21 protein-coding genes are annotated in these 25,556 nt (G+C 74.9%); 9 read left to right on the plus strand and 12 right to left on the minus strand.

Annotated elements, in window-relative coordinates; all coding sequences use genetic code 11:
* Nucleotides 1-154: 154 nt before the first annotated feature.
* Together LQ326_RS20555 and LQ326_RS20560 are read left to right on the plus strand one after the other, a co-directional pair.
* A complete protein-coding gene (locus LQ326_RS20555) occupies nt 155-754 on the plus strand; it encodes a Dps family protein (RefSeq protein WP_234538702.1) in 600 nt (199 codons plus the stop codon).
* 78 nt (nt 755-832) lie between these two features.
* On the plus strand, nt 833-1,702 hold the full coding sequence (locus tag LQ326_RS20560) for a LysR family transcriptional regulator (protein ID WP_362873340.1): 870 nt from the start codon (nt 833-835) through the stop codon (nt 1,700-1,702).
* Nucleotides 1,703-1,846: 144 nt separating this feature from the next.
* Here LQ326_RS20560 and LQ326_RS20565 read toward each other — a convergent pair whose 3' ends face one another.
* From LQ326_RS20565 to LQ326_RS47940, 5 genes are all read right to left on the minus strand, one after another.
* Nucleotides 1,847-2,311 carry a DUF5709 domain-containing protein gene (locus LQ326_RS20565; protein ID WP_234538704.1) on the minus strand — a complete coding sequence of 155 codons (465 nt, stop codon included), beginning with the start codon at nt 2,309-2,311 and terminating at the stop codon, nt 1,847-1,849.
* A 481-nt stretch (nt 2,312-2,792) separates the two neighbouring features.
* The gene (locus LQ326_RS20570; protein ID WP_234538705.1) at nt 2,793-3,740 is read right to left on the minus strand and encodes a helix-turn-helix domain-containing protein; all 948 of its coding nucleotides are present in this window, start codon (nt 3,738-3,740) and stop codon (nt 2,793-2,795) included.
* A 5-nt stretch (nt 3,741-3,745) separates the two neighbouring features.
* Nucleotides 3,746-4,774, minus strand: coding sequence for an AraC-like ligand-binding domain-containing protein (locus tag LQ326_RS20575; RefSeq protein ID WP_234538706.1), 1,029 nt, complete (start codon nt 4,772-4,774; stop codon nt 3,746-3,748).
* A gap of 75 nt (nt 4,775-4,849) precedes the next feature.
* Nucleotides 4,850-5,818 (minus strand): alpha/beta hydrolase, encoded by a 969-nt coding sequence (locus tag LQ326_RS20580; protein WP_234538707.1) that lies wholly within the window; start codon nt 5,816-5,818, stop codon nt 4,850-4,852.
* Nucleotides 5,819-5,849: 31 nt separating this feature from the next.
* Entirely contained in the window at nt 5,850-8,612 is a 2,763-nt protein-coding gene (locus tag LQ326_RS47940; RefSeq protein ID WP_268207328.1) for a LuxR C-terminal-related transcriptional regulator, read from the minus strand.
* A gap of 681 nt (nt 8,613-9,293) precedes the next feature.
* Here LQ326_RS47940 and LQ326_RS20595 point away from each other — a divergent pair.
* The 3 genes from LQ326_RS20595 (at nt 9,294) to LQ326_RS20605 (ending at nt 14,790) form a co-directional block, all read left to right on the plus strand.
* Entirely contained in the window at nt 9,294-12,071 is a 2,778-nt protein-coding gene (locus LQ326_RS20595) for an ATP-binding protein (RefSeq protein ID WP_234538708.1), read from the plus strand.
* A 255-nt stretch (nt 12,072-12,326) separates the two neighbouring features.
* On the plus strand, nt 12,327-13,661 hold the full coding sequence (locus LQ326_RS20600; RefSeq protein ID WP_234538832.1) for a PP2C family protein-serine/threonine phosphatase: 1,335 nt from the start codon (nt 12,327-12,329) through the stop codon (nt 13,659-13,661).
* Nucleotides 13,662-13,767: 106 nt separating this feature from the next.
* Entirely contained in the window at nt 13,768-14,790 is a 1,023-nt protein-coding gene (locus LQ326_RS20605) for an MASE1 domain-containing protein (RefSeq protein WP_234538709.1), read from the plus strand.
* Nucleotides 14,791-14,832: 42 nt separating this feature from the next.
* Here LQ326_RS20605 and LQ326_RS20610 read toward each other — a convergent pair whose 3' ends face one another.
* From LQ326_RS20610 to LQ326_RS20635, 6 genes are all read right to left on the minus strand, one after another.
* Nucleotides 14,833-16,431, minus strand: a complete 1,599-nt coding sequence (locus tag LQ326_RS20610) for an SDR family oxidoreductase (RefSeq protein ID WP_234538833.1) — start codon at nt 16,429-16,431, stop codon at nt 14,833-14,835.
* A 483-nt stretch (nt 16,432-16,914) separates the two neighbouring features.
* On the minus strand, nt 16,915-17,583 hold the full coding sequence (locus tag LQ326_RS20615; RefSeq protein ID WP_234538710.1) for a response regulator: 669 nt from the start codon (nt 17,581-17,583) through the stop codon (nt 16,915-16,917).
* Entirely contained in the window at nt 17,580-18,698 is a 1,119-nt protein-coding gene (locus LQ326_RS20620) for a sensor histidine kinase (RefSeq protein WP_234538711.1), read from the minus strand. The genes LQ326_RS20615 and LQ326_RS20620 overlap by 4 nt, the downstream gene beginning before the upstream one ends.
* 38 nt (nt 18,699-18,736) lie before the next feature.
* The gene (locus LQ326_RS20625) at nt 18,737-19,693 is read right to left on the minus strand and encodes a hypothetical protein (RefSeq protein ID WP_234538713.1); all 957 of its coding nucleotides are present in this window, start codon (nt 19,691-19,693) and stop codon (nt 18,737-18,739) included.
* Nucleotides 19,674-20,591, minus strand: coding sequence for an ABC transporter ATP-binding protein (locus tag LQ326_RS20630; RefSeq protein ID WP_234538715.1), 918 nt, complete (start codon nt 20,589-20,591; stop codon nt 19,674-19,676). Before LQ326_RS20630 ends, LQ326_RS20625 begins: the two co-directional genes overlap by 20 nt.
* A gap of 285 nt (nt 20,592-20,876) precedes the next feature.
* Nucleotides 20,877-21,509, minus strand: a complete 633-nt coding sequence (locus tag LQ326_RS20635; protein ID WP_234538717.1) for a type III effector protein — start codon at nt 21,507-21,509, stop codon at nt 20,877-20,879.
* Nucleotides 21,510-21,635: 126 nt separating this feature from the next.
* Here LQ326_RS20635 and LQ326_RS20640 point away from each other — a divergent pair, with 126 nt between their 5' ends.
* The 3 genes from LQ326_RS20640 (at nt 21,636) to LQ326_RS20650 (ending at nt 23,542) form a co-directional block, all read left to right on the plus strand.
* Nucleotides 21,636-22,067, plus strand: coding sequence for an Hsp20/alpha crystallin family protein (locus tag LQ326_RS20640; protein ID WP_234538719.1), 432 nt, complete (start codon nt 21,636-21,638; stop codon nt 22,065-22,067).
* A 435-nt stretch (nt 22,068-22,502) separates the two neighbouring features.
* Complete coding sequence (locus LQ326_RS20645; protein WP_268207329.1) at nt 22,503-22,937, plus strand: DUF2267 domain-containing protein; 435 nt, start codon at nt 22,503-22,505, stop codon at nt 22,935-22,937.
* Between the two features lie 275 nt (nt 22,938-23,212).
* Complete coding sequence (locus LQ326_RS20650) at nt 23,213-23,542, plus strand: ANTAR domain-containing protein (protein WP_234538722.1); 330 nt, start codon at nt 23,213-23,215, stop codon at nt 23,540-23,542.
* 78 nt (nt 23,543-23,620) lie between these two features.
* On the opposite strand, the gene LQ326_RS20655 is transcribed toward LQ326_RS20650, so the two are convergent.
* Nucleotides 23,621-24,277, minus strand: coding sequence for a TetR family transcriptional regulator (locus tag LQ326_RS20655; protein ID WP_234538723.1), 657 nt, complete (start codon nt 24,275-24,277; stop codon nt 23,621-23,623).
* Nucleotides 24,278-24,501: 224 nt separating this feature from the next.
* On the opposite strand from LQ326_RS20655, the gene LQ326_RS20660 reads away from it, so the two are divergent.
* Nucleotides 24,502-25,485 carry a quinone oxidoreductase family protein gene (locus tag LQ326_RS20660; RefSeq protein ID WP_234538724.1) on the plus strand — a complete coding sequence of 328 codons (984 nt, stop codon included), beginning with the start codon at nt 24,502-24,504 and terminating at the stop codon, nt 25,483-25,485.
* Nucleotides 25,486-25,556 lie beyond the last annotated feature (71 nt).

A 25,556-nucleotide genomic window follows, 5' to 3' on the forward strand; every position in this document is an offset into this window, starting at 1 on the left:
CGGGCGGCTCCTGTCCGTGCGCGCACGGCGGTCGGTCCCGGAGTGCACCGGGTGCGCTCCGGGGCACCACCACGGGCGCTGGGGGACAACGCCCGCGCCGCCGGTGCGCCTAGCGTCATCCGCACCGCACATCACATCCACCAGGAGGCGCACCATGACCACCAGCTCCGAGCCCGCCAAGACCTCGGGGAACGCCCTGGGGCACAGCCAGCCGTGGCTGCACCAGAAGGGCGAGGTCATCCAGGAGTTCGGGACCGTCAAGCAGTTCCCGCTGGGCCTCTCGCACGACGCGCGCATGTACTCCTGCCAGCGCCTGAACCGGGTCCTGGCGGACACGCAGATCCTGTACGGCCTCTACAAGAAGCACCACTGGCTGCTGCGCGGCGCGACCTTCTACCAGCTGCACCTGCTGCTGGACAAGCACGCCGGCGACCAGCTGACCCTCGTCGACACGATCGCCGAGCGGGTCCAGACCCTGGGCGGCGTCGCGGTGGGCGACCCCCGGCACGTCGCCGAGATCACCTCGATCCCGCGCCCGCCGGACGGTGTCGAGGAGGTCCCGGCGATGCTCTCGCGGCTCCTCGCGGCCCACGAGACCATCCTGGTGGAGGCCCATGACGCGGCCGCCCGCACCGCCGAGCTCGGCGACGACGGCACCAACGACCTGCTGGTCTCCCAGGTGATCCGCACCGGGGAGCTGCAGGCCTGGTTCCTCGCGGAGCATCTCGTCGACACTCCTCTGGTCCGTTCCTGAGGGCGGGCGGCGCCTGCCTAGGATGCAGCGGAGACCGCCGCCCGGCCGAGGCGGGCGCTGTGTCACCGGGAGCGGATGATGGACCTGCGGCAGATGGAAGTCGTCGTCGCCGTGGCGGACGCGGGCGGGTTCACGGCGGCGGCGCGGCGGCTGCACGTGGTCCAGTCCGCCGTCTCCGGCACGGTCCGCGCCCTGGAACGCGAGCTGGGCACGGCGCTGTTCACCCGGACCACGCACCGGGTCCGGCTCACCCCCGCCGGTGAGGCGTTCGTCCCGGCGGCCCGGCAGGCCCTGCGTGCCGCCGCGCTGGCCCGCGAGGCGGTCGACGCGGCGAAGGGGGAGCTGCGCGGCCGGGTGACGGTCGGCACGATGCAGGGGGTCTGGGCCGACCTGCACCTCGCGCTGGCCGCGCTGCGGGCGGAACACCCGTACGTGGTCGTGCGGTTGCGGCAGGCGGCGGTCACCGACCTGCGGCAGGCGCTGCGCGAGGGCACGGTGGACCTGGCGGTGGTGGCGCTGGACCGGCAGCAGCAGCGCGGGCTGGTGACCAGGCTGCTGTCCCGGGAGGAGATGGTCCTGGTGGCCTCGCCCCGCCGGACTCTCACCACGAGCGGCCCCGAGGGCACCGTCGACCTGGCGGACATCGCCGAACTGCCGCAGGTGGAGTTCGCCCCCGGCTGGGCCATCCGGGACGCGGCCGACCGCTCGTTCCGGGCGGCCGGCGTCGAACGTGCCACGGCCTTCGAGGTCAACGACATCGTGGCCGCGTCCGAACTGGTCCGGGGCGACCTCGGGGTCTGCATCATGCCGCCGACCGTCGCCGGCCGTTTCCCGGACCTGACGACCTACCGGATCGCCCGGCACGCACCGACCTGGAAGGTGATGGTGGTACGCCCGCCGGGCGAGCCCCCGGCGGCCGTCGCCGCGCTGTTGCGCCACATCACCTGAGACCAACCGTGGCCCGGCCCCGCGCCCCGGCCGCCCGGCCCCGGCGTGTCCCGGCACCTCCCGGTGCGCCACGGGACGGCGCGCCACGAGGCAGGTCGCCGGGCCGGGCCGGAAGCCGTCCGGAAGCTGTCGGGGTCCGGTTCGTCAGAAGTCGCCGGACTCGGGGATCACATGCATCGCGGCCTCCTCCGCCGACGCCCCGGCGCCGTCCAGGCCACGGTCGGAGGCGAACAGGCCGGAGTCGGTGACCTCGTGCGCGCCCTCGTCCGGGGCGAGGAGCCGTCCGGCGCGGCCGTCGCCGACCTCGTCGTCCAGGAGTTCGCCGTCCGTGTCCCAGGCGTCGCCGAGGCCGTCGCCCTCGGGGACGCCGACGTCCGGCACCTCCTCGGCGAGGCGCTCGTCCAGGGTCTCCCCGCGCCGTCCCTCCGCCGCGGTCACGCCGGTGTGCTCCACGGCCCAGGGCCGCTCCGGCGGCGAGTAGCCCTCGTCCAGGGCCTCCTCACCGGCCCGGTAGTCCAGGGTGTCCGAGGCGTCCAGCAGGCCCGCGTCGTCCTGCACCTCGGAACCGTCCGGCTGGTAGACCTCGTCACCCATCGCCTCATCGGTCATGTGCGCTCCATCATCACTGTGGTCATCGGTTCGATCCGGCCACCCAGCGGAAAGGGTAGAGGCCGTGGTCGCGGCGGCGCGGCGCGACCACGAAAACGCCGGCCGTCCACGTGCGGACAGCAGGCCGTGGTGGGGCCCCGAGGCCGCGGCGGTGGCGGTCCGCCGTGGTCCGGCCGCCCGACCGCCGGGAACGGGAACAGCACGCGGGCGCCGCCTCGGCCCTGCGCCGGGTGGCCGTCAGTCCCTCGACAGCGGAGCCGGAGTTCGTGCCCGGTTCCGCTCGCCCTGCCTCGCCCGCCCCTGTCGTCCGCCGCCCGCCCGTCCTCTTCGCTCACTCCTCTTCGCTCGCCTCTTGCCTCACAGGGCCGGTGATCCGGACGGTAGGCGGGGGAAGCGGGGGTGATCGTTCCCTGCGTGCCACGGGTGCCGCCCGGCAGCGAACAACCGGGCGGGCACGCGTGCGGGCAGGCAGGGGCGGGGGTCAGCCGCACGGGCCGGACTCGCCCGCCGCCCGCCGCCACTGCGCCGGGGACATGCCGTACGTCTCGCGGAAGGCCCGGCTGAAGTGGGAGGGGCTGGTGAACCCCCAGCGGGCGGCGACCGCGGCGATCGACCGGTGGGCGGCGCCGGGCGCCGCCAGCTCCTCGTGGGCCGCCTCCAGCCGGCGGGCGCGGATCCAGGCGCCCACGGTGGTGCCCTGGCGCTGGAAGAGCCGGTGCAGGTAGCGCAGCGAGATGGCGTGCTGGTCGGCGATGTCCCGCGGGGCGAGTCCGGGTTCGCCGAGCCGGGCCCGGACGGACGCGGTGATCCGTTCCCACAGGGCCGACTCGGGCTGCCCGCCGGTCCGTTCCAGGGCCAGCGTGGCGAGGATGTCCACGACGGTCCGGGCGAGCTGTTCGCGTCGGCCCGGCTCGGGCCGGGACACCTCCTCGGTGAGCCCGTCGAGCAGGGGCAGCAGCAGGCCGGCCGCGCCTCCGTCGGCGCCGTCCACCACGGTGGCGGTGAGGGCGTGCAGCTGCCGTTCCTCCAGGCGCAGCAGGGCGCGGGGCACCATGAAGACCCGGGCCCGCTGCCGCTCGGGCAGCACGATCCGGAACGGCCGCCGGGCGTCGTGGAAGGCCAGCCGGCCGGGGTGCAGTTCGGCGGTGCGGCCGTCCTGGAGGAGCAGGGCGGTGCCGGTCAGCTGGCGGCGGACCAGGATGTGGGTGCGGGGATCGGCGGCGGCCGTGCGGGCGCCGCGCAGGATCGTGCCGGGACCGAAGTCCTCGGTGGCGATCTGGAGGGCGCCGAGCCGTTCGGCGGCCAGTTCGCCGGTCCAGGTCCGGTCGTGCTCCACGGTGACCTCGACGTCCACGAAGGTCCGCGAGAGGGCGCGCTGCCAGGCGGCGAGGCGGTCGCCGGGTGCCAGGTCCCGGGTGGCGCGGGACACCGCGGTCAGCATGGCGGGCCGTCCGCCCGTACCCGGTCCAGCCAGTCCGTCGGGGACAGCCCGAAGGAGCTGCGGAAGGCCTTGCCGAATCCGGCCGCGCTGGTGAACCCCCAGCGCCGGGCGACCTGGCCCAGGCTGACCGAGCCCGCCGGCCGCGCGGTGAGCTCCCGGCGGCACTCGCCGAGGCGCAGGTCGCGGATCCACTGGCAGACGGTGGTGTCCTCGGCTTCGAACAGCCGGTGCAGGTAGCGCACCGAGATGCCGTGCGCGCGGGCGATGACGGACGGGGTCAGTCCGGGGTCGGACAGGTGCCAGCGGATGTACGTCCTGACGCTCAGCAGCAGCGCGCCGTCGGCGCCCGGCAGGTCGGCCGGGTCCGCGCCCAGCTGGTCCGCCGCCGTGGCCGCCACCAGGTCGATGACGCTCTCCGCCAGCCGCTCGGCCGTCGGTGTGGTGTACGACGCGGAGGTGTCCGCCAGCCGTTCCAGCAGCGGCCCGAGCAGCGCGGGGAGCCCGCCGCCCGGGTGGATGGCGCGGCCGGTGAGCTGCCGTATGTCGGCCTCCGGGAGCCCCAGCAGCGGGCGCGGTATGGCGAAGATCTTCAGCCGGAAGCGGTCCGGGAAGGTGGTGTGGAAGGGGCGCCGGGTCTCGAAGAACCCGATGTCGCCGGGGAGCAGCTCGGTGGCGCGGCCGTCCTGTTCGACCCGGGCGCGGCCGGTGCTCTGGACGGCCACGAAGATCTCCCGTCCGTCGCCCCGGGCGATGAACCGCGGCGACCGGTGGACCCGGCCGGGGTCGGCCTCCACCGTGGTGATCCGCAGCTCGCCGAGGCGGTCGGTGCGCAGGGTGGCGTCGTAGGTACGGCCCTCGGCGGCGATGTCCATCCCCACCAGAGTGCCGAGAACGGCGTCGTGCCAGTACTCCAGGCTCTCGTGGGGCGGGACCGAGCACGTGGTCAGCACCCTGGTCCGTTCGCTCGCCGCGCCGGCCGGACGCCGGCTCATCTCCTCGTAGGAGCCGATCGCGGTTGGCATGCTCGCAGTCTCACCGGGCGACGGGTACCCACGCATCAGTCGGCCGACTGGTCCTCGGTGCTGTTCCCGCGCCCGTCACCGCAGTCGGGCCCGCAGGAAGGCGCAGCCCGTCAGCAGCGCCGCCCGGGTGGGCGCGCTGTCGGCGAGGGCGTGCAGCGCCACGAAGTCGTGGATGGTCCCGAGGAACCGCGCGGACAGCACCTCGACGCCGGCCTCGGACAGCCGTCGCGCGTACTGCTCGCCCTCGTCGCGGGCCACGTCGGCCTCGGCGGTGACGACCAGGGCCGGCGGCAGTCCCGCCAGTTCCGCCGGGCGCGCCTGCAACGGTGCCGCGGTGGGCTCGCCGCGGCGGGCCGGGTCGGCGACGTACCGCTCCCAGTAGGCGCGCAGCGCCCGGCGGGTGAGCAGGTAGCCGGTGGCGAACTGGCGTTGCGAGGGACTGTCGCAGCGGGCGTCGGTGAGCGGGTAGTAGAGGAGCTGTGCGCGGATCCGCGGTCCGTGCCGCGCCTTCGCCAGCATGGTCACCGCGGCCGCCAGCGTGGCACCGGCGCAGTCGCCGCCGACGGCCAGCCTGCCGGGGTCCAGCCCGAGCGCGTCGGCCCGGGAGACCGCCCAGTCCAGCAGGGCGTAGCACTCCTCCAGCGCCACCGGGTAGCGGGCCTCGGGGGTGCGGCTGTACTCGGGGACGACGGCGCACACGCCGGCGCCGGTGACGAGTTCGCTGATGAGCCGGGCGTGGGTCTGGGCGTCGCCGAGCGCCCACCGGCCGCCGTGCAGGTACAGCAGGGCCGGGAGCGGACCCGTCGCGCCGGCCGGGCGTACGGTCCAGAAGCCGAGCAGCCGCGCGGGGCCCACCGGTGCCGCCTGGAAGACCGCGTCCACGTCGAAGTCCTCGAACCGGTCGGCCTGGGACTCCCGCAGCGCCTGCCGTGCCGCGTCCGGGCCGAGGTCGTCGAGGGCGGGCGGCACGGCGGCGGCGTTGACCAGGCGCTGCACCACCGGGTCGAGGACGACGGCGGCAGGACCCGGTGCTCCGGCTGTCATCTGCGTCCCTCCGACCGTCCCTCGGACACCCTCACCGGCCCTGCACCAGGTCGCGGAGCTGATGGCGGCTGCTGATGCCGAGCTTGGGATACACGTTGTACAGGTGCGAGCCTACGGTGCGCGGCGAGAGGAAGAGCCGTTCACCGATCTCGCGGTTGGACAGGCCGCGCGCGACCAGCTGGACGATCTGTTGCTGCTGCGCGGTCAGTTGCTCCAGCAGACCCGCGTCCGCCGGGGCGGGGGCCGCACCGCTGGCGCGCAGTTCGGTGCCGGCGGCGGCCGCGAGGGCGCCGGCGCCGAGGCGTTCCGCGGTCTCCAGGACCGTGGTCAGCTGCTGGCGCGCCTCCAGGGTACGGCGGCAGCGGCGCAGCCAGATGGCGTAGTTGAGGCGGACGTGGGCGCACTCCCACGGCCAGCGGTTCGCTCCGTGGTTGACGAGCGCGAGCTGGAAGTGCTGCTCGGCCTCGCGGTCCGGGCCGACCAGGGCGGTGGCGTGGTGCAGCAGCAGCGTCATCCGGGTGCTGGGGCGGTCGCCCTGCTCCGCCAGGACCCGTTCCACGATCGGCAGCGCCTCGGCCGACCGGCCGGTGCGCTGGGCGGTGACGGCGAGTTCGGCGACGGCCCGCGCGGACAGGCAGGGGTGCAGGGGCGCGCCGTCGGCGGTGAACAGGTCGCGCAGCTGCCGCCAGGCGTCCTCCATGTCCCCGCGCCCGAGGGAGGCGAGACCGCGGGCGCGCAGCAGCCGGGCGTGGGTGGCCCGGTTCTCGTCCAGGGAGACGGCCCGCCATACGGAGGGGGTGAACCAGGGCTCAGGCGGCACGGTGCCGCGCAGCGCCCGTACGGTCAGGGCCTGCGCCTCCAGATCGGCGCGCAGCCGTGGCAGGCGCAGCACCGTGGCCTCCGTGAGGGCGTCCTCGATCACGCTCCCGGCCTCGGCGAACCGCCCGGTGGCCAGCAGCGTGTCCACCAGCGGCGGCACCGACCAGCCGCGCAGCCCGAAGGCGCGGGCGCCGCGCAGCCGCTCGTCGGCGGTACGGGTCTGCCCAAGGTCCACGTCCGCCTCGTCCGCCTGGTGGGCGACCGCGGCGAGGACGGCGCGGGCGGCCGCCGCGTCGGGGGCGGCGGGCGGCCGGCCGGAGCCGGGCGGGGCGCCGGTGGGCGGGGCGGACCGCGGCCGGGTGACCGCGGCGACCAGTGCGGCCAGGGTCCGGGTGTGCGGGGTGTCCAGCCGGGCCAGGGGTCCGGCCGTGGCGGGCCGCCAACGCCCCGACGCGTCGGCGTGCCGGGCCCGGTCGAGCAGCGTGGGCAGGGCCGCCGTGTGCTCGGGCAGCCCGGACTGGACGGCGATGCCCGCCGCCAGGCCGGCCAGGGCGAGCGCGAGGGTCCGGTCGACGAAGGGAAAGTGCTCAGCGGCGTCGACGAGCAGCTCGAAGGCCTGGCGCTGGGCGGACTCGTGGGACAGGACGGAGGCCAGGGCACCGGCCGCGGCACAGCCGAACTCGGGTTCGCCGCCTTCCTGGACGAGCCGTTCGTACAGCTCACGGACCCAGCCCGGGTCGCCCGCGGCATGAGCGGCCGTCATGGCCTCGGCCAGCCGGCGGGCGCGCTCCGGCGGCCGTGGGCTGAGCCGGGCCGCCTGCTCCAGGGCGCGTGCGGCCTCCACCGCGTCCCCGCGACGCCAGGCGGAGGCCTCCAGGGCGGCGGCGACGGACGCGTCGGCGCCCACGGTGGCGGCGGCCAGGTGCCGGGCCCGGACCTCGGGCAGCACGGCGACCCTGGCGAGCTCCCGGTGCGCCTGCTGGCGCTCCCCCGCCGGGCGCCTGAGGTAGGCGGCCGAGCGGGCCAGCGGCTGCCGGAAGTCGAAGCGGTCCTCGGCCAGCGCGATCAGCCCGGCCGCCTCCGCGGGCGCCCACACCGCGAGTTCGTCGGTGCCGAGGGCGGCCATCACGGTGGCGACGGTCTCGCCGGGTCCGGCGGCCGCCGCGTACAGCAGGGCCCGGCGGGTGGCGGCGGGAAGCGCGTCGACGCGTACGCCGAAGACGTGCGCGTGCCGTACCGCTTCGGCGGGGCCCGGCGCACCGCGGCCCAGTTCCACGAGGGCCAGCGGGTTGCCCTCGGCCTCGGCGAGGATCTCCAGCCGGTGCCGGCCGGTGGGCGCGGCCGGCTGACGGTCAAGGAGGGCGGCGGCCGAGGTGGCGCTCAGCGGGCCCAGCCGCAGGGTTTCGGTGCCCGGCGGCGGGGTGGGCAGGTCGGCCTCGTGGCGTGCGGCGAGCAGCACGGTCAGGGCGCGGCCGGACAGCTGGCGGACCGCGGCGAACAGCGCCTCCGGGAAGGTTCGGCCGCACAGGTCGGCGTCGTCCACGCACACCAGCACCGGCCGGGACGCGGCGAGCCGGTCCAGCAGCGCGGTCACTCCCGCGTGCAGCTCGGCCTCGTCCACCGGGTCGTCCGCTCGCGGTGCGGCCGTCAGCGCCCGTTGCTGCGCGGCGGGCAGGGCGGCCAGCTCCTCCTGGACCGGCGGCGTCAGCAGCTGGCGCAGACAGGCGTGCCCGTGCCGTGGGTCCTCGGCCCAGCCCTGCGCCGCCAGTACCAGCACACCGTCGACGGCGGCCCGCTCCCGGACGTGCCGGAGCAGCGTGGTACGCCCGGTTCCCTCCTCACCGAGGAGCAGCAGGGTCTGGGCGGCGCCGGGCTCCCGCGCCACGCACCGCAGAATCCGCCCGATCTCGCCGTCCCGGCCCAGAACGCCGACGCCGTCGCCGATCGTGGACTGCTGGGATGGGTGGACCGTCATGCACGTACTCCCCGGGCGGTGCGCTGTTCCCTTGACCGGGGCCATCATCGCGGAGACCGGGGAGACCCGCTTCTGTCACATGACCAGTCACCGGCGCCCGCGGCCCGGCCGGCTCACCTCCGGCCCCGCCACACCGGCCCGGTCGGCTCACCCCCGTCACCACTCCTGACAGTCCCCCGACGGCACCGCTCCCGTCGACTCCCGCACGGCCGGCCTGCGGCCTGCCCCGCCGACCCGACCACGCCTCCCAGCCCACCGCCACCCCCGCGCCCCTGCCGCACCGGCACACCCGTGACGCTGCCCACCGACCCACCCGCAGTCCTGCCGCACCGGCACACCCGCGCCCCGCCACCGCCACCCCCGCGCCCCTGCCGCACCGGCTGCCCACCGACACACCCGCAGTCCTGCGGCACCGGCACACCCGCGCCCCGCCACCGCCACCTCCACGACCCTGCCCACCGCCACCCCCACGGCGCTGCCCCACCGGCACACCCGCGCCCCGCCACCAGCACCCCCCACAGCCCTGCCCCACCGGCCTTCCCACGACCCTGCCCGCCGGCCCGGCCACGCCCGTGCCCCGCCGGCCCGGCCACGGCCCCTCTCGTCCCCTCCGCGGTTCCCGTCCGGCCATAGACCACTGGCAGGATTGTCGTATCAGCGGCTCGACGAGAAGGACGGCTCATGCGCGCCGGCACCACCGACCACTCCTTTGATCCGGGCATCCTGGGACGGGCCGCCGAGCTGGGGCGCCTGGACCGGCTGCTCGGGGCGGTGGACGGCGGCGGCCCGCAGGTGCTGGTGCTGAGCGGGGAGCCGGGGACGGGCAAGAGCACCCTCGTCGACTGGGCGGCCGAGCAGGGCCGGGCCCGGGGGCTCGGGATCCTGCGGGTGCGCGGCAGCGAGGGCGAGGCGGGTCTGGGGCTGTCGGGTGTGCACCAGCTGCTGCATCCGCTGCTGCCCGGAGAGGGCCTGCCCGCAGGGCAACGGGAGGCGCTGGACCGCGCCTTCGGACCGGAGGCGGCGCAGTACGAGCTGAAACTCGATCAGCTGTCCCTGTGCGTCAGCGTGCTCGGGCTCATCACCGAGGCCGCCGCACGCCGGCCGCTGCTCCTGCTGGTGGACGACGCCCAGTGGCTGGACCTCGGCTCGGTGGACGTGCTGGCCTTCCTCGCCCGGCGTCTTGAGGGCCGGCCGGTGGTGCTGCTGCTGGCCGCCCGCGAGGACGGCGTACCGGCCCGCTTCGACCGGGTCTTCCCGCAGATCACCGTGGGTCCGCTGAGCCGTACCGCGGCCGGGCAACTGCTGGACGCGCAGCCGGATCCGCCGCGCGGCAAGGCACGGGCCGAGATCCTCCAGCAGGCGGCCGGCAATCCGCTGGCCCTGATCGAGCTGCCCCGCGCCCTGGCCCGGGGCCGGGCCGGCGACATGGGGGCCGGCGGGGCGGGGGGTGCCACCCTGCCGCTCACCGCACGTCTGGAGAACCTGTTCGCCGCCGACCTGCCGGGCCTGCCGGCGCCCACCAGGGCGGCGCTGCTCCTGGTGGCCGCGGCCGGCCCGGCCCGGCTGACCGATCTCATCCGGGCCGCCCCCGACCTGGACCTCGTATCGGCGCTGGACCCCGCCGAACGCGCCGGCCTGGTGCGGGTGGCGGACGGCGCGGTGCTGCTGCGGCATCCGCTGGTGCGCTCGGCCGTCTACCACGCGGCCTCCTTCCACGAGCGTCGGCAGGCCCATCTCGCCCTGGCCGCCGCGCTGGCCGAGGAGCCGGACCGCCGGGCCTGGCATCTGGCCGCCGCCGCGACCGGCCAGGACGCGGAGGTCGCCGACGCCCTGGCGGAGAGCGCCGAACGGGCCCGGGGCCGGGGCGGCTACGCGGCGGCCGCGACCGCGCTGGAACGCGCCGCCGCGCTGACCCCGGCGCCGGAGCTGCGGGCCCGGCGCCTGCTGACGGCCGCGCAGGCGGCGATGTTCGCCGGTCATCCGCAGTGGGTGAGCGAGCTGAGCGGCCGGGTCGGCCGGCTGACCGAGGATCCCCGGCTGCGCGCCGAGGCCTCGATGCTGGGCGGCTGGGCGCTTGGCGTGACGCTCCGTCACGAGGAGGCGCTGGCACTTCTGCTGGGCGTCGCCGAAGCCACCGCCACCTCGGCTCCCGGCCTCGCCCTCGGCGCCCTGAGCACCGCCGCGACGTCCGTCTACAACTCCGGCACACCGCACTACCGCGCCGAACTCGACCGGATCGGCGCCCTGATCGACAGCGACGGGGATCCCGCCGCCCGTGCCTGGGTGCGGACGGTCGCCGATCCCGTTCACGAACGGCCGCTTCTGGCGCGGCACTTGGCGGACGGGATGGCCGCCCTGGTGCAGGACGAGTCCCTCGGCAACCTCACGGCGCTGGGCGGCACGACGTGGATCCTGGACGAGACCGAGCAGGCTGTGCGTGTCCTCGGGCGGACCATGGACCTCCTGCGGCGGGCCGGCAGCGCGGGCACGAACGCGACCGTGACCCAGGCGCTCGCCCTCGCCCTGTTCGAGAGCGGCTCGTGGACGGCGGCCGGGGAAGCGGCGGACGAGGCGTTCTGGATGGCGACGGAGGCGGGAGCGGACAACGTGACCGTGGGCGCCGACATCCTGCGGGCCACCCTGTGCGCGCTCCAGGGCGACCCCGCGGCCGCCCGGACGCGTGCGATGCGGGCCGTACGCGGCATGGACCCGCGCAAGTCGCTGAGTCTCCGGGTCCGCCACCGGCACGCCATGGGCATGGCCGCGTTCGTCGCCGGCGACCACGTGGACGCGTACGAGCAGTTGCGCGCGACCTTCACCCGGGACTTCCGCCCGGCCCCCGTGCACTACCACGCCTCGCTCTACTACCTGGGCGACCTGGCCGCCGCGGCGGTCCGGGCCGGGCGGGCGGACGACGCGCGCACGGTGGTCGACGCCGTCGAGCAGGACCTGCGGCCCGACCCTTCTCCCCGCCTGGCGGCCGTGCTCCACCGGGCCACCGCCCTGCTGACGGACACCGAGGACGCCGAGCGGCACTTCCGCGCCGCCCTCGACGACTCGGCCACCGACTGCTGGCCCTTCGAGAAGGCCCTCGCCCACCTCGACTTCGGCGAGTGGCTGCGCCGGCGCCGCCGCAGCGCGGAGGCCCGCCCGCACCTGAGCGCGGCCCTGGAGTGCTTCGAGCGCCTGGACGCCCGCCCCTGGACCGAGCGTGCGGCGGCGGAGCTACGGGCGGCGGGAGCGGCGACGGCGCCCGCCGCCCCCGCGGGCGAACTCACGCCGCAGGAACGCCAGATCGCCGAACTCGCCGCCCAGGGCCTGACCAACCGCGACATCGCGGCCCGCCTCTTCCTCTCTCCCCGTACGGTCGGCTACCACCTGCACAAGGTCTTCCCCAAGCTCGGCATCACGGCCAGAGCCCAGCTCCGGGACGCCCTCACACAGGAGGACCAGGGCTGACCCGGCCGGGCGGGGACCCTCTGCTCCCTGACCCGCGAGGCGCGGCCGCGCCAGGCGTACGCCGATTTAATATCCTATAAATGCCCTTTATCCTGTTTGTTCATTCTCGCTGCGGCCACGGTGGTGGAGCAGGCACGCGCCAGGAGGCGGAATGCACCGCTCGATCGTGTGGGCGGACCCGACGGCGTCGACGCGGAGCGACGGTCGTCGGCCGAAGGCGCCCGCGACCCGGCCCCGCGCCGCCGGACCGTCGTGATGACGGGAATCGGAGGAAGAGAGCACGCGGAGGAGCCCCACCTCTCCGACCTGCACCTTCGCCTGCGGGCCGAGCTGGGCCGGATCGACGAGCAGTTGCGCGCCCTGCTGACCGCCATGGACCGGCTGCAGAGCCTGCTGGAAGCGGTGGTGGCCATCAGCCGGGAGGTCGAGCTCCCGGCGGTGCTGCAACGTATCGTGACCACCGCCATGGAGTTGGTGGGCGCCCGTTACGGGGCGCTGGGAGTGCTCGACGAGTCGGGGGAGCACCTGGCGCAGTTCATCACCGCCGGCCTGTCCGAACAGCAGCGCGCCGCTCTCGCCGGGACCGGCTTCCCCCGCGGGCTGGGGGTCCTCGGGCACCTGATCCACCACCCCGAGCCGCTGCGGGTGGATCACATCCAGACTCATCCGGCCTCCGTCGGATTCCCGCCCGGCCATCCGCGCATGCACACCCTGCTCGGCGTCGCCATCAGCGTGCGCGGCGAGGTCTACGGCGACCTCTACCTCACCGAGCGGCGCGACGGAAAGCCCTTCGACGCCCACGACGAGGGCGTGCTCGTCGCCCTGGCCGGCGCGGCCGGCATCGCGATCGAGAACGTCCGCCTGTTCGAACGGGTGCGCGCCGGAGCCGAGCAGTTCCAGCGCCTGCTGCTGCCCACGCTGCCCGACCTGCGGCCCTTCACGGCCGCCGCCGTCTACCGGCCCGCCGCCGAACCCAGCCGGCTCGGCGGGGACTGGTACGACGCCGTCCCGCTGCCCGGCAACGTCGTGGCGGTCGTCATCGGCGATGTGGTGGGGCACGACATCAGGGCCGCGGCCGCCATGGCCTCCGTCCGCAACATGCTGCGCGCGCTGCTGTTCGAAGGCGGCGGCACGCCCGGCGCGGTTCTCGCCCAGCTCGATCGCACTCTGCACGCCATCACCGACACTCCCGTCACCACCACGACGCTGGCCCGCATCGAACCGGACGGGCCGGGCTGGCGGCTGAGATGGAGCAGCGCGGGGCACGTCCCGCCGCTGCTCATCACCCCTGGGCACGAAGCGGAGTACCTGTTCGTCGAGCCCGGGCTGCCGCTCGGGGTCGACTGCGAACAGCCGCGCCCCGACCACTCCCGGTTCGTGCCCCCGGGCGCCACCCTGGTCTTCTTCACGGACGGGCTGATCGAGCGCCCGGACCGGTCCATCGACGCGAGCCTCGACGACCTCACCGGCCTCGCCACCGCGTACGCCGATCTGCCCCTGCAGGAGTTCGTCCAGGCGCTGGCCGACCACCACCCGAGCGACGGTCACGACGACATGGCCGTGCTCGCCCTGCGCGTCCCGCCCGCCTGATAACCCCGGCGGCCAGGCCGAACAGCCGGCTCAACGGTGCCGTGGAGGATCCGGGAGATCCGTCGGATGATGGACCGAGGGGCGATGTCGATGCGGAGGTCGCCCGATGACTGTCGCGCGGCATGCCCGGCTCCGGCACGGTGGTACGGCTGTCCTGGACGTCTGTGTCGTCGCCGCGCTCTACTACGGCTCGGCCAGACTGGGGCTGCTGCAGACACTGGTGCGCGGCCAGGTCACCCCGCTGTGGCCGCCCACCGGTGTCGCGGTCGCGGGCCTGCTGCTGCGCGGCCCACGGGTCTGGCCCGGGATCGCGCTCGGCGCGCTCCTGACCAACGTCGCCCTCGGGCCGTCGGGCTGGGCCGTACTCGTGATCGCGACGGGAAACACGGTCGCACCCGTCTGCTCGTACCTGCTGCTCCGCCATGCGGGATTCCGGACGGAACTCGACCGCCGGCGGGACGTGCTCGCGCTGATCTTCCTCGGCGCGTTCGCCGGGACGCTGATCAGCGCGACGACAGGCAGCGCGACCCTGGCTCTCTCGGGTGCGGTGGCCGCCGGCGGCTTCTGGCCCACCTGGTGGGTCTGGTGGACCGGCGACGCGATGGGCGTCATGGTGGTGACGCCGGTCCTGCTCGTGCTGCGCTCGGCGCGATGGCCGAAGAACGTTCCGGCCGCCCGCTGGGCGGAGGCGCTGCTGCTCGTCGCGGCCACCTACGGCGTCGGTCTCCTGGAGAACGGCAGGACGCCCCTCCTGTTCCTCGGCTTCCCCTTGCTGATCTGGGCGGCCTTCCGGTTCCAGCTGGCCGGGGCGGCGCCCTGCGCGCTGGCCGTGTCGATCTTCGCGATCCTCTCCGCCGTCCGGGGCGCCGGTCCGTTCGCCGGTCACGACCTGCTGACCCGGATGATCACCCTGCAGGCGTTCAACGGTTCCTCCTCATTCACCGCGCTGCTCGTCGCGGCGGCCGTCTGCGAGCGCGACGCGACCCAGAAGGAGGTCGCGCGAGCCTGCGCCCAGCTCGCCGACATGGTGGCCAAGGTCACCGCGGTCGGCCACCACACACCGCCCCCCGACGCCGCGGACACCAGGAGCGACGGGAAACCCGGCGAACGCCCCAGCGGCCGGCCGTGACCGGCCGCCCCGGCCCCCGGGCTGTTCAGGCACCGGCCGGTTTCAGCTGCCCGTCGGGGGACGGCGGCGGCGGTCGGCCCGGACGGCGCTGTCGTCCGCGGCCGGGACGGGCGCGCCGGGGCTGCCCGGTCCGCCCGCGGTGTCCCGCTGCCGCGTGCGTTCGGCGGCGCGGACGATGTTGCGGGCCATGCCGCCGAAGACGATCGAGTGAAAGGGCGACACGATCCACCAGTAGAGCTGGCCGAGCAGTCCGCGCGGGTGGAACAGGGCCCGCTGCCGGTAACGCGCACCGGTCCCCTCCTCCTCGACGTACATCTCCAGCCAGGCCAGGCCGGGCAGCCGCATCTCGGCGCGCAGCCGCAGCAGCCGCCCGCGTTCGATCTCCTCCACCCGCCAGAAGTCCAGCGAGTCACCGACCCGCAGCCGCCGGGCGTCACGCCGTCCCCGGCGCAGGCCCACCCCGCCGACGAGGCGGTCGAGCCGGCCGCGCACCGCCCAGGCCAGCGGCAGGGAGTACCAGCCGTTCTCACCGCCGATGCCCTCGACCACCTCCCACAGGGCGTCGGGGGCCGCCTCGGCGTGGTGTTCGCGTACGTCGGTGCAGAGGCTGCCGCCGGCCCACTCCGGGTCGGTGGGCAGCGGGTCGCTGGGAGCACCCGGCACGGAGGCGGAGGACCAGCGGGTGGCGACCTGGGCGTCCCGCACGCGTTGCAGCGCGAGGGAGACGGCACGGTCGAAACCGATCGGGTGGCCCGGCGGACTGGGCACGTACCGCTCGATGTCCCGTTCCCGGCACACCACCTCGTGGCGCAGCGACTCCGTCAGCGGGCGGGCGACGGCGGCGGGCACGGGGGTCACCAGGCCGACCCAGTGACTGGACAGGCCGGGCGTGAGCACCGGCACGGGCACGATGAGCCGCCGGGGCAGCCCGGCGACGGCGGCGTACCGCCGCATCATCTCCAGGTAGGTGAGCACCTCGGGGCCGCCGATGTCGAAGGCGCGGCTGACGTCGGGCGGCAGGCCGGCGCACCCCACCAGGATGCGCAGCACGTCCCGTACGGCGATCGGCTGGATGCGGGTGCGCACCCAGCGCGGCGTGACCATCACCGGCAGCCGCTCGGTCAGGTAGCGCAGCATCTCGAAGCTGACCGAGCCGGACCCGATGATGACAGCGGCCCGCAGGACGGCCGTCGGCACGCCCGAGCCGAGGAGGATGCGCCCCACTTCGGCGCGGGAGCGCAGGTGCGGCGACAGTTCCCGCTCGGGCACGTCGGCCGGGGTCAGCCCGCCCAGGTAGATCAGGCGGCCGACGCCGGCCGTGCGGGCCTGCTCGCCGAAGACCCGGGCCGCCTGCCGGTCGGTGTCCTCGAAGTCGCGGCCGGTGCCGAGCGCGTGCACCAGGTAGTAGGCGACATCGACACCCGCCATCGCGGCCGCCACCGAGCCCGCGTCGGTGACGTCGCCCTGGACGACCTCGACCCGCCCGGCCCACGGCAGGTCCCGCAGCTTGCGGGGGGTGCGCACCAGGCAGCGCACCCGGTACCCGGCGTCCAGCAGCTCCGGCACCAGCCGCCCGCCGATGTACCCGCTGGCACCGGTCACCAGACAGGTCCGCGGCTCCGTGGCAGCGGTTCCGTCCACGTTCGCCGTCCCGGCCGTCTCGTCCGCCACGCCAACCGCCTCAGTCGTCGTCGGTGCGCCCTGGCGCCCCTCGCCCCACTACCTCTCTACGGTGCGGTCCACGCGTCCGGATGCGCCGGGTGACTGCGGCATCCGGGTTACGCAGAGCGCTTCACGGACCGCCGGGCGGCCGGCACGAACGCCTGGCGGCGGGCGGGGTCCCGGCAGGAACGGAACGGTGAACCGGCGTGTCGGTCCCGTCGCGGGTGGCCGGGTCGAGCGGCTCGTGGTCGGCATCCGGGTCGGCGCGGTGGGCGGGGGCTGCCGATGCCGGGCGGGCGCAGGAAGAACGGGTGGCCCATGAGGCGGAAGAGGCCGAAGGCGGTCTCACCGGCGCCGTGGGTGTCGGCGGTGATCTCGACTGGGCGGAGGGCGCTCTCCTGTTCCGGCGGGTCGAGGCCTCAGCGGTGGCAGGGGCTGCCGTTCCCGTGCCGGGCGGCCCGGCTACGTCGGTCTTCGCGGTGCCGGGCCGGCGAGGCCATGCTCGTAGGCGAAGAGCACGGCGTGGACGCGGTCGCGCAGCCCGAGTTTGGTGAGGGCGTGGGTGACGTGGGTCTTGACGGTGCTTTCGGCGACGAAGAGTTCCTGCGCGATCTCGGAGTTGCTTCTGCCGCGGACGATGAGGTCGAAGATCTCGCGTTCGCGGGGCGTGAGCTGGTCCAGCACCGCGGGCGGCCGGGCCCGAGGGGGCTGCCGGGTGAACTCGCCGAGCAGGCGTTTGGTGACGGTCGGGGAGAGGAGCGCTCCGCCGTCGGCGGCTGCGCGTACGCCCAGCAGGAGTTCCTCGGGCGGGGCGTGCTTGAGCAGGAATCCGCTCGCGCCGGCGCGCAGGACGTCGTAGAGGTACTCGTCGAGGTCGTAGGTGGTCAGGGCGACCACGTGCGGAGGGGAGGGCTGGGCGAGGATGTGGCGGGTGGCGGCGATGCCGTCCAGGCGGGGCATCCGGATGTCCATGAGGACGACGTCCGGTGCCATTTCGCGGGCGAGCGCGACCGCCTGCACGCCGTCCGCGGCCTCACCGACCACCGTGAGGTCCGGCTGGGCGTCGAGCAGCGCGGCCAGTGCGACGCGGACCATGGCCTGGTCGTCCGCGACCAGGACCCGGACCGTCACGACGCCGCCTTGGTGAGCACGTCCGTGCAGGGGACCGACGCGAAGAGCCTGAACCCGCCGCCCGGTGTCGGACCCGCATGCAGGTGTCCGCCGTACAGACCGACGCGTTCACGGATGCCCAGCAGCCCCCGCCCGCCGCCGCCCGGCGAAGGGCGAGGCGCGGGTGCGGAGCCGTTGACGGCGGTGACTTCGACGCGGTCGGGCCGGTAGGCGACGGTGAGGTGCACGGGCGCTCCGGGGGCGTGGCGGGTGGCGTTGGTCAGGGCTTCCTGACAGATCCGGAACAGCGACAGCTCCAGTCCGGGGGTGAGCTGACCGGGGACGTCGCCCGCTGTCCGGTAGCGGACGGGTGTTCCGGTGGCGCGGATGCCGTCGACCAGCGCGTCGAGTTCGGCGAGCGAGGGCACGGGCCGGCGGTCCGGCGCGGTCTCCTGGTCGCGGCGCAGGGCGCCGAGCAGGTGGGAGAGTTCGGTGAGCGCCTCGCGGCCCAGGTGCTCCACGGCCGCGAAGACCTTCCCGGGGTCCTCGGGGGGCGCCAGCCGGGCCGTCCCGGCGTGCACGGTGATCGCGGCGAGCTGATGCGCCAGCACATCGTGCAGCTCCCGGGCGATACGGGACCGTTCGGCCAGGTGCGCGGCCTCGGCCGCGGTGGCCGCCTCGTGACGCCGGGCAGTGGCCGCGTCGCCGACGAGGAACGCGGCGCCGAGCAGCACCCAGGGCACGCCCCCCATGCGGTGGGAGAAGTCGAACAGCCCGATGCCCCCCGCGACGGCCAGTGACAGGGCGCCGAGCAGCTGGGCCGTGCGCCGCCGCGTGCCGTACGCGCCCACGCCGTAGGCAGCGGCCAGCATCGCCACGCCGGCCGCGACCTGGTTGCGGTCGAGCGCGCCGCGCAGCAGGAAGGCCCCGGTGGCGCAGCCGAGCACGGCCGGCGGCACGCGCCGCCACCACCAGAACGGAACCGACTGCGCCAGCGCCAGGGCCAGGTAGCCCAGGACCACCGGTGTCGCGGCCGCGTGCCCCGGCGGCCGCCACCACCAGGGCACGTCCGGCAGCGACCACACCAGCAGTACCGCCGCCAGCGCGGCGTCGACCCGCCTCGGGGAGAAGCGCATGCCATGACTGTACGGGCGGCGGTGCGGCACCGGGTACCTCATCCGAGGACGTCGCCGCGCTGGAACAGTACGGTCGCGCCCCACACGCACAGCGCCGCGACGGCGCCCAGGGCCGTGGCCTCCAGCCCGGTCTCCAGACGGCTCGGCGGGGCGCCGGACGCGCTGAAGAACCGGGACCAGAAGTTGTCGGGCAGGGCCGTGATCGAGTTCTGGCCCGCTCCGAAGCCCATCCAGTCCTGGACCCAGGTCGCCGGGGTCCAGCGTCCGAGGCCCGGCAGCGAGGCGGCGGCGAGCAGGCCGACGACCACCGCGGCGCACGACCCGAGGGCGCCGACGGCGCCGCGGGTGACGACGGAGGCCAGCAGGCCCACCGCGGCGAACAGGGCGAGGACGAGCAGCGCGCGGCCGCACTGCCCGGCGGAGTGCGCCAGCAGGCGAGTGGCCGGGGTCTGGGCGCCCGGCAGCCGGCTGAGCCGCGCGATCAGCGGCCCGGCGCCCGCGAGCACGGCCCAGTCGGTGGCCATGACCGCGACGGCGGCGAGCCACAGGCTTGCCGCCTTGGCCGCCAGCACGCGGCGCCGCCGACCGCACTGGGTGAGCAAGGACTTGAGGGTGTGTCCGGACCATTCCGCGCCCACGTGGCCGCCGGCCAGCAGCGAGACGACCAGCGCGCCGGGCAGCGAGGCCATCAGGCCGGCGGTCTCCGCGCCCGCCCCCGCTGCGGTCAGCCGCTCGGCAGTGTGCACCGCGGTCGCCGAGCGTTCGGCCTGCTGCCGCGCGGCCCGACCCCGCGCGACCCGCTGGACATCGGCGCACGAGGGGCCCGGGGCGAGATGCAGCTCGGCGCAGCTGGGCACGGTGACCGGCTGGGCGTACTGCCGGGCGTTGCCGGCTCCGCCGACGGCGAGGAGCACCGTGAAGACGATCGCTCCCAGCGCGGCGCTCCACAGCAGCGGGCGGTTGAGCTTGAGCAGTTCAGCGCGCAGCAGGCGCATCGGACCCCTCCCCGTCGTGGTCGTAGGCGGTCAGGCTCAGGAAGCGGTTCTCCAGCGCGCCGGGCTCCCGGCGCACTTCGTGAGCCCACACCCCCGCCTGGCCGAGCCGCTGGTTGATCTCGCGGGGGTCGGCGTCCTCCACCAGGAGCCGTCCCGGGCCGGCGGCCCGGTAGCGGTAGCCGGCGAGCAGCCCGGCCGCCTCGGTCATGTCGCTCGCGTCGAGCGTGACCCGCACGGTGGGCCTGGCGACGTCGTGAAAGGGCCCTTCCTCGATCAGCCGTCCGCCGTGCAGCACCGCGACGCGGTCGCAGACCTGTTCGATCTCGGAGAGCAGATGGCTGGAGAGGAAAACCGTGGTTCCGGCGGCGGCCAGCTCGCGCAGCAGGGAGCGCATCTCCTGGATGCCCGCCGGGTCGAGTCCGTTGGTGGGCTCGTCGAGGACGAGCAGCGACGGCTCGCGCAACAGCGCGGCGGCCAGGCCGAGGCGCTGCCGCATGCCCTGGGAGTACGTCTTGACCTTGCGGTCGGCGGCCTCGGTGAGTTCGACGCGCGCCAGAACTCGTTCCACCGCGTCCGGCCGGGGCGCGGGCCCGGCCAGGGCCAGGTACTCCAGGTTGCGGCGCCCGGTGGCCCATGGGTGGAAGCCGGGCTCCTCGATCATCGCGCCGACGCGCGCGAGGCCGTCGGGGTCGGGCAGCGGGCGGCCGTGGATCCAGGCGCGCCCGGAAGTGGGCCGCACCAGGCCCAGCAGCATGCGCATCGTGGTGGTCTTGCCGGAGCCGTTGGGGCCGAGGAAGCCGAAGACCTGGCCTGCTCCGACCGTCAGGTCCAGCCCGTCGACCGCGAGCGCCGCCCCGTACCTTTTGGTCAGCCCCGCACAGCGGATCACTTCGTCCATGCCTGCGACGCTAGGCATCGAAAGCCGCCGCGTCGTCAGCCGTGAGCCGAGATCCGTCTCCCCCGAAGGACGAGGGGCCCCTCGTGCCCACGGGGATCTGCCCGCGGGGCGTGGTCGAAGGTGCTGCAGCCGCCTGTTCGCCGGCCGCCTCGGCGTCACCGGCCTCCGGCGGCGCCCCACCGGCACCGAAGCCGTCCCGCTGCCCCAGGGGACGGGCGGGTGCCGGACGCGGTCACCCACGGCCGACGCGGCGTCGTCCGCGCACCCGCCGGCCGGCCGGCCGGGTCAGGGAGTGATGAGCGTGTCGAGTTGGGCGGCGAGGTCGGGGTGGGTGGCGGTGAGGTGGGGGCGGGTGGCGTGGAGGGGGTGGATGAGGTCGGCGGGGTTGTCGTGGGCGAGGGCCGCGTGGAGATGGCTGAGGGGGAGGCGGGCGGCGTCCGGCAGGTCGGTGAGGGCGGTGATCTGGCCGGCGATGCGACGCAGGTCGGCCGCGTTGCGGCGGGCCCACACGGCGGTGGTGCGTTCGGCGGCGCGGCGTTCCCGGGTGGCCTGGACGCGTTGTTCGCCGGTGGTTCCGGCCGGGCCGGGACGGCCACGCAGGTAGCGGCGTTCGGCGGCCTGGCGGCTGGCGACGCCGAGGGGGTGGGCGAGGTCGGCCCAGCTGGCTCCGGCGTCCCGGGCCGTCTCGATCAGGCCGGTCTCCCATCCGGCGAGCCGCTCGCGCACCTGCCGCAGCAGGAGGAGGGAGGCCAGTGCCTGGTCCGGGCCGACCTCGTGGGCCTCGGCAGTGGCGGGGGCCTCGTGGCGGGCGGCGCGCAGGGCGTCGTCGATGGCCTCCAGGGCTGTCGCGGCGGCCAGGAACGACGCCGGGCTGTTCGCGTCGGCACTGGGTGAAGCCGGCTGGTCGGCCGGGGTCATGGGCACCTCCCTCGGGTTGTCATCCTTTTGACGACACCGTGTTTGTCATCCATCGGATGACATGTTACAACGGTTTCAGTGAGGCGCATTGGCAGCAACTGCCCGAACCCCTGGAGGTGTTTTCCGATGTTGATGCGCACCGACCCCTTCCGCGATCTCGACCGGCTGGCGCAGCAGCTGATGGTCCCCGGCACCTGGTCACGGCCGTCCCCGATGCCCATGGACGCCTACCGCGAGGGTGACCAGTACGTGGTGGCCTTCGACATCCCCGGCGTCACCCCGGACGCGATCGACGTCGACGTCGAGCGGAACATGCTGACCGTCAGGGCCGAGCGTAGGCCTGCGGCGAAGGCCGAAGGCGTGCAGATGGAGCTGTCGGAGCGGCCGCTGGGCGTCTTCTCCCGCCAGCTGGTGCTGGCCGACACGCTCGACACCGAGCACATCCAGGCCGACTACGACGCGGGAGTGCTCACCCTGCGCATTCCGATCGCCGAGCGCGCCAAGCCCCGCAAGATCGCCATCGGCCTCGGCTCCGACCGCAAGGAGATCTCCGGCTGAGCCGGACGGACGAGGGCTGAACAGCGGCGGAGGACGGGAACCGATCTCCCCCCTAGGGGCTGTCCTCCGCGCCCCGAGGACCGCGGAAGGGTGGCGGCCGGCACGCGACAGGGAGCCGAGCGCACGGCCCGCGTGACGGCCGCCCCGGGTGCGGACCCGGTCGGCGAGGCAGGCGCCCCATCGGACGGCGCACCTGCCGGCAGGCACCACCCGTCGCGGAGCTCCGAGCCGCCGGAGCCGCCGGCCCGGAGCGGTTCTCACGGGCAACCGCACGACCTGGACCGAGGACGCCACCGAGCGGACCCGCCCACGGCCCGGGCGGCCGGCGCCGCCCTCCCCTGCTCTTCGGCCACCCCCGGCCCAACCGACCACCCACCCCCGGTGACCGCACACCGGCACCACGACCCTGGTGACAGAAAGGCAACCACCGCAGTGATGTCCGAACGCCGCGCACCGTTCCAGCAGCACCACGGGACGGCGTACGAGCAGATGCTGGAGAAGGTCCGCTACGAAGGCGCCTACTCCACCCGCGAGAGGGCCGAGGAAGCCGTCCGCCTGGTCCTCGCAGGGCTGGGACGCCAGCTGACCGGCGACGAACGCGCCGAACTGGCCGCCCGCCTGCCCTTCGAAGCCGCACGCATCCTCACCACCCAGATCCCCGACTCCCAGCCGCTCACCGGCTGGGCCTTCGTCAAGGACCTCGCCACCCGCACCGGCGCCCCGCAGGCCACGACCCGCTGGGACACCGGCTCCGTCCTCTCCGCCGTCGCGGCCTGTGCCGGCCCCGACCTGATCACCCGCGTCCTTCACCAGCTCCCCGCCGGCTACGCGCTGCTGTTCGGCCGCGCCGAACTCACCCCCGCCGCATAGACGGCGACGGCGAGCAGGTGGCGGGGCGGACGACGACACGACCTCGGCGCCACCGTCCGCCCCGCACCCCGCACCCCTCCCCCACCGCCACCGCCACCGCCACCGCCACCGCCACCGCCACCGCCACTGCCACCGCCACTGCCACTGCCACTGCCACTGCCACTGCCTGGCCAACGCTCTCCCCCGCCCGGCCGAGCGCGTCGGGACCGCCCCGCGCACCCGGCCGGGGCAGCACGCCCTTTCGACCACCTGCCGTACATCGTCTGGACGGTTCCATGGCCCCGACACCGAGCGACCCGGATTACGCCGCCCGCATCCTCGCGCTGGAAGCGGAAGTCGAGCAGTTGAAGGAGGCCGTCACCGCACACGCCGTCGTGGACCAGGCGATCGGGGTGACGGTCGCTCTCGGCCGGGTCTCTCCCGATGAGGGCTGGGCCGTCCTCAAGGAGGTCTCCCAGCACACCAACATCAAGCTCCGCAACATCGCCGAGCAGATCCTGACCTGGGGGCGCCTCGGCGAGCTTCCTCCAGGCATCCGCGCCGAGCTGGAAGACGCCCTCGACCGCCGCGGCCACACCCGGATTCCGGAGACTTCTCCGGAATGACCGGTTCATCTCGAAGCGGCCCGCCGGACCGGCACGGCACCGGACACGGTGGACGCGTCGGCGTCCGCGAGCCCGTGGTCACTCACCGTCCATCACGGTCGCTCCCACGGCGACGGCCTGCAGCAGTCGGGTGAGGCGCGGTTCGAAGTCGAGGGCGACGTGCCCCCACCGGGGGTTCTGGGCGTAGAGCTCCGCGAGCGTGGGGGTCGGGTGGGAGACCTGCCACAGGTGCGCGGTGAGCCCGAGCGCCGCAGCGACCAGGTCCTGGGCCTGTGCCGTCGTGAGGGTGCCGGAGGACACGGTGAGGGCCTCGACGATGCCGTCGTAGGCGGCGAAGGAACTGGTCTTGTAGCGGCGGGCGCGCTCGATGCCGACCTCGCCCTCGAGGCTGAGCGGCACATGGGTGAGCAAGTCGCAGAAGAGGGGCTGGGCCGCGAGGGTGGTGGCGACGGCGGCGGCGGACTCGGCCGGTGCCAGACCCTGCGCGCCCGCCAGGTGGGCGGTGAGGCTGTCACGCCACTGGTGCCACCCGCGTTCGGCCAGTTCCAGCAGGAGTTCCTCCTTGCTGTCGAAGTAACGTCGCACGGCGGACGGATGCAGGTCGGCGGCCTCCGTCACGGCCGCGAGAGTCACGTGCCGTACTCCGCCGCGGGCGGCCGCGAGGGCGCGCGCCGCGTCGAGCAGGTCCTCGGTACGGCGGAGTTTGGCCTCCGGGGAGCGGGCGCGGCTGTGCATTCCCACACCTTAACGCACGCGAGGTGCGTTACATCTCGAAGGCGTGCTAGCTTGCTTTAACGCAAGCACATTGCGTTAGAGACCCAGGAACAACAGGCGATCTTCGCGGCTTGGCGTTCTCCTCCCCGCACCGCGGGGAGGGCCCACCGATGCCGACATAACGCAAGCCGATTGCGTAATGATCTCGCCTGTTTCCAGCCCCTCACCGACTGAGTGGAGTCCCCATGCAAGCCGCCGTCGTCACCGCCTTCGGCCCGGCCGATGTCTTCGAACTGACCGAACTTCCCGACCCCGCACCCGGTCCCGGGCAGGTCGCCATCGACGTCACCCACGCCGCGGTGGGGCTGATCGACGTCCACCTCCGGCAGGGCAGGTACCAGGACCAGAAGGGGCTGCCGCAGCCGCCCTACGTGCCCGGACTGGAGGTGGCGGGCACCGTCCGCGCGCTGGGTGAAGGAGTTGAGGGGCTGCGGGTCGGCGAACCGGTGGTGACCTTGTCGGGCACCGGGGCGGAGGGAGGGTACGCCTCCGTCGCGGTCGCCGACGCCGCGATGACCGTCGGCCTGGAGGGAAGCGGCGTCGATCCGGCGCTGGCGGTCGCGGCCGTGCCCAACGCGGCGACCGCCTACCTGGCGCTGACCGAGGTGGCACACCTCAAGCCGGGTGAGCACGTCCTCGTACACGGTGCGCTGGGTGGCCTGGCGTCCGCCTTTCCGGGCGTGGCCCGCACCCTGGGCGCGGCCGGTGTGACGGGGACGGTGCGTCGCCCTTCGCTGGAACGTGCGCACGCCTCCGCCCTGCCCTACGACGAGGTTCTCGCCAGTGACGACTTCGCCGAGACGGTCGGCGACCGGCGCTTCGACGTCGTCGTGGACCCGGTCGGCGGCCAGGTACGCACGGACAGCCTGCGCGTGATGGCCCCGATGGGGCGGATGCTGCTGGTGGGCAACGCGAGTGGCGACTGGCAGCACACCGCACCCACCAACACCCTGTGGGGCGGCAACCTCGCGATTCTCGGCTTCGCGGTCGGCTTCCACCTCCCCCACCACCCGGAGCAGGCCCGCCCCGCGGCCCGCGCCGCGCTGGAGGCAATCCGCCGGGGCCTGGTGCCGATCGACGTCCAGACCCTGCCGTTGGCCCGGGCGGCGGAAGCGCACCGCCGTATCGAGCAGGGATCGGTCGGAGGCAGGATCGTGCTCACCCCGTGACGTCGACGGGGTCCCGGGCCGCGCGGGGACGCGCTCATCAACGGCGTGGATGACGCGGATACGCGATTCGG

The sequence above is a fragment of the Streptomyces shenzhenensis genome (genome assembly GCF_021462265.1).
GTDB classification, from domain to species: Bacteria; Actinomycetota; Actinomycetes; order Streptomycetales; family Streptomycetaceae; genus Streptomyces; species Streptomyces shenzhenensis.

Coding starts and splice junctions, on each gene's coding strand:
- LQ326_RS20555 (WP_234538702.1), top strand. CDS start 155: ATGACCACCAGCTCCGAGCCCGCCAAGACCTCGGGGAACGCCCTGGGG.
- LQ326_RS20560 (WP_362873340.1), top strand. CDS start 833: ATGGACCTGCGGCAGATGGAAGTCGTCGTCGCCGTGGCGGACGCGGGC.
- LQ326_RS20565 (WP_234538704.1), bottom strand. CDS start 2,311: ATGACCGATGAGGCGATGGGTGACGAGGTCTACCAGCCGGACGGTTCC.
- LQ326_RS20575 (WP_234538706.1), bottom strand. CDS start 4,774: ATGCCAACCGCGATCGGCTCCTACGAGGAGATGAGCCGGCGTCCGGCC.
- LQ326_RS20580 (WP_234538707.1), bottom strand. CDS start 5,818: ATGACAGCCGGAGCACCGGGTCCTGCCGCCGTCGTCCTCGACCCGGTG.
- LQ326_RS47940 (WP_268207328.1), bottom strand. CDS start 8,612: ATGACGGTCCACCCATCCCAGCAGTCCACGATCGGCGACGGCGTCGGC.
- LQ326_RS20595 (WP_234538708.1), top strand. CDS start 9,294: ATGCGCGCCGGCACCACCGACCACTCCTTTGATCCGGGCATCCTGGGA.
- LQ326_RS20600 (WP_234538832.1), top strand. CDS start 12,327: ATGACGGGAATCGGAGGAAGAGAGCACGCGGAGGAGCCCCACCTCTCC.
- LQ326_RS20605 (WP_234538709.1), top strand. CDS start 13,768: ATGACTGTCGCGCGGCATGCCCGGCTCCGGCACGGTGGTACGGCTGTC.
- LQ326_RS20620 (WP_234538711.1), bottom strand. CDS start 18,698: ATGCGCTTCTCCCCGAGGCGGGTCGACGCCGCGCTGGCGGCGGTACTG.
- LQ326_RS20625 (WP_234538713.1), bottom strand. CDS start 19,693: ATGCGCCTGCTGCGCGCTGAACTGCTCAAGCTCAACCGCCCGCTGCTG.
- LQ326_RS20630 (WP_234538715.1), bottom strand. CDS start 20,591: ATGGACGAAGTGATCCGCTGTGCGGGGCTGACCAAAAGGTACGGGGCG.
- LQ326_RS20635 (WP_234538717.1), bottom strand. CDS start 21,509: ATGACCCCGGCCGACCAGCCGGCTTCACCCAGTGCCGACGCGAACAGC.
- LQ326_RS20640 (WP_234538719.1), top strand. CDS start 21,636: ATGTTGATGCGCACCGACCCCTTCCGCGATCTCGACCGGCTGGCGCAG.
- LQ326_RS20645 (WP_268207329.1), top strand. CDS start 22,503: ATGTCCGAACGCCGCGCACCGTTCCAGCAGCACCACGGGACGGCGTAC.
- LQ326_RS20650 (WP_234538722.1), top strand. CDS start 23,213: ATGGCCCCGACACCGAGCGACCCGGATTACGCCGCCCGCATCCTCGCG.
- LQ326_RS20655 (WP_234538723.1), bottom strand. CDS start 24,277: ATGCACAGCCGCGCCCGCTCCCCGGAGGCCAAACTCCGCCGTACCGAG.
- LQ326_RS20660 (WP_234538724.1), top strand. CDS start 24,502: ATGCAAGCCGCCGTCGTCACCGCCTTCGGCCCGGCCGATGTCTTCGAA.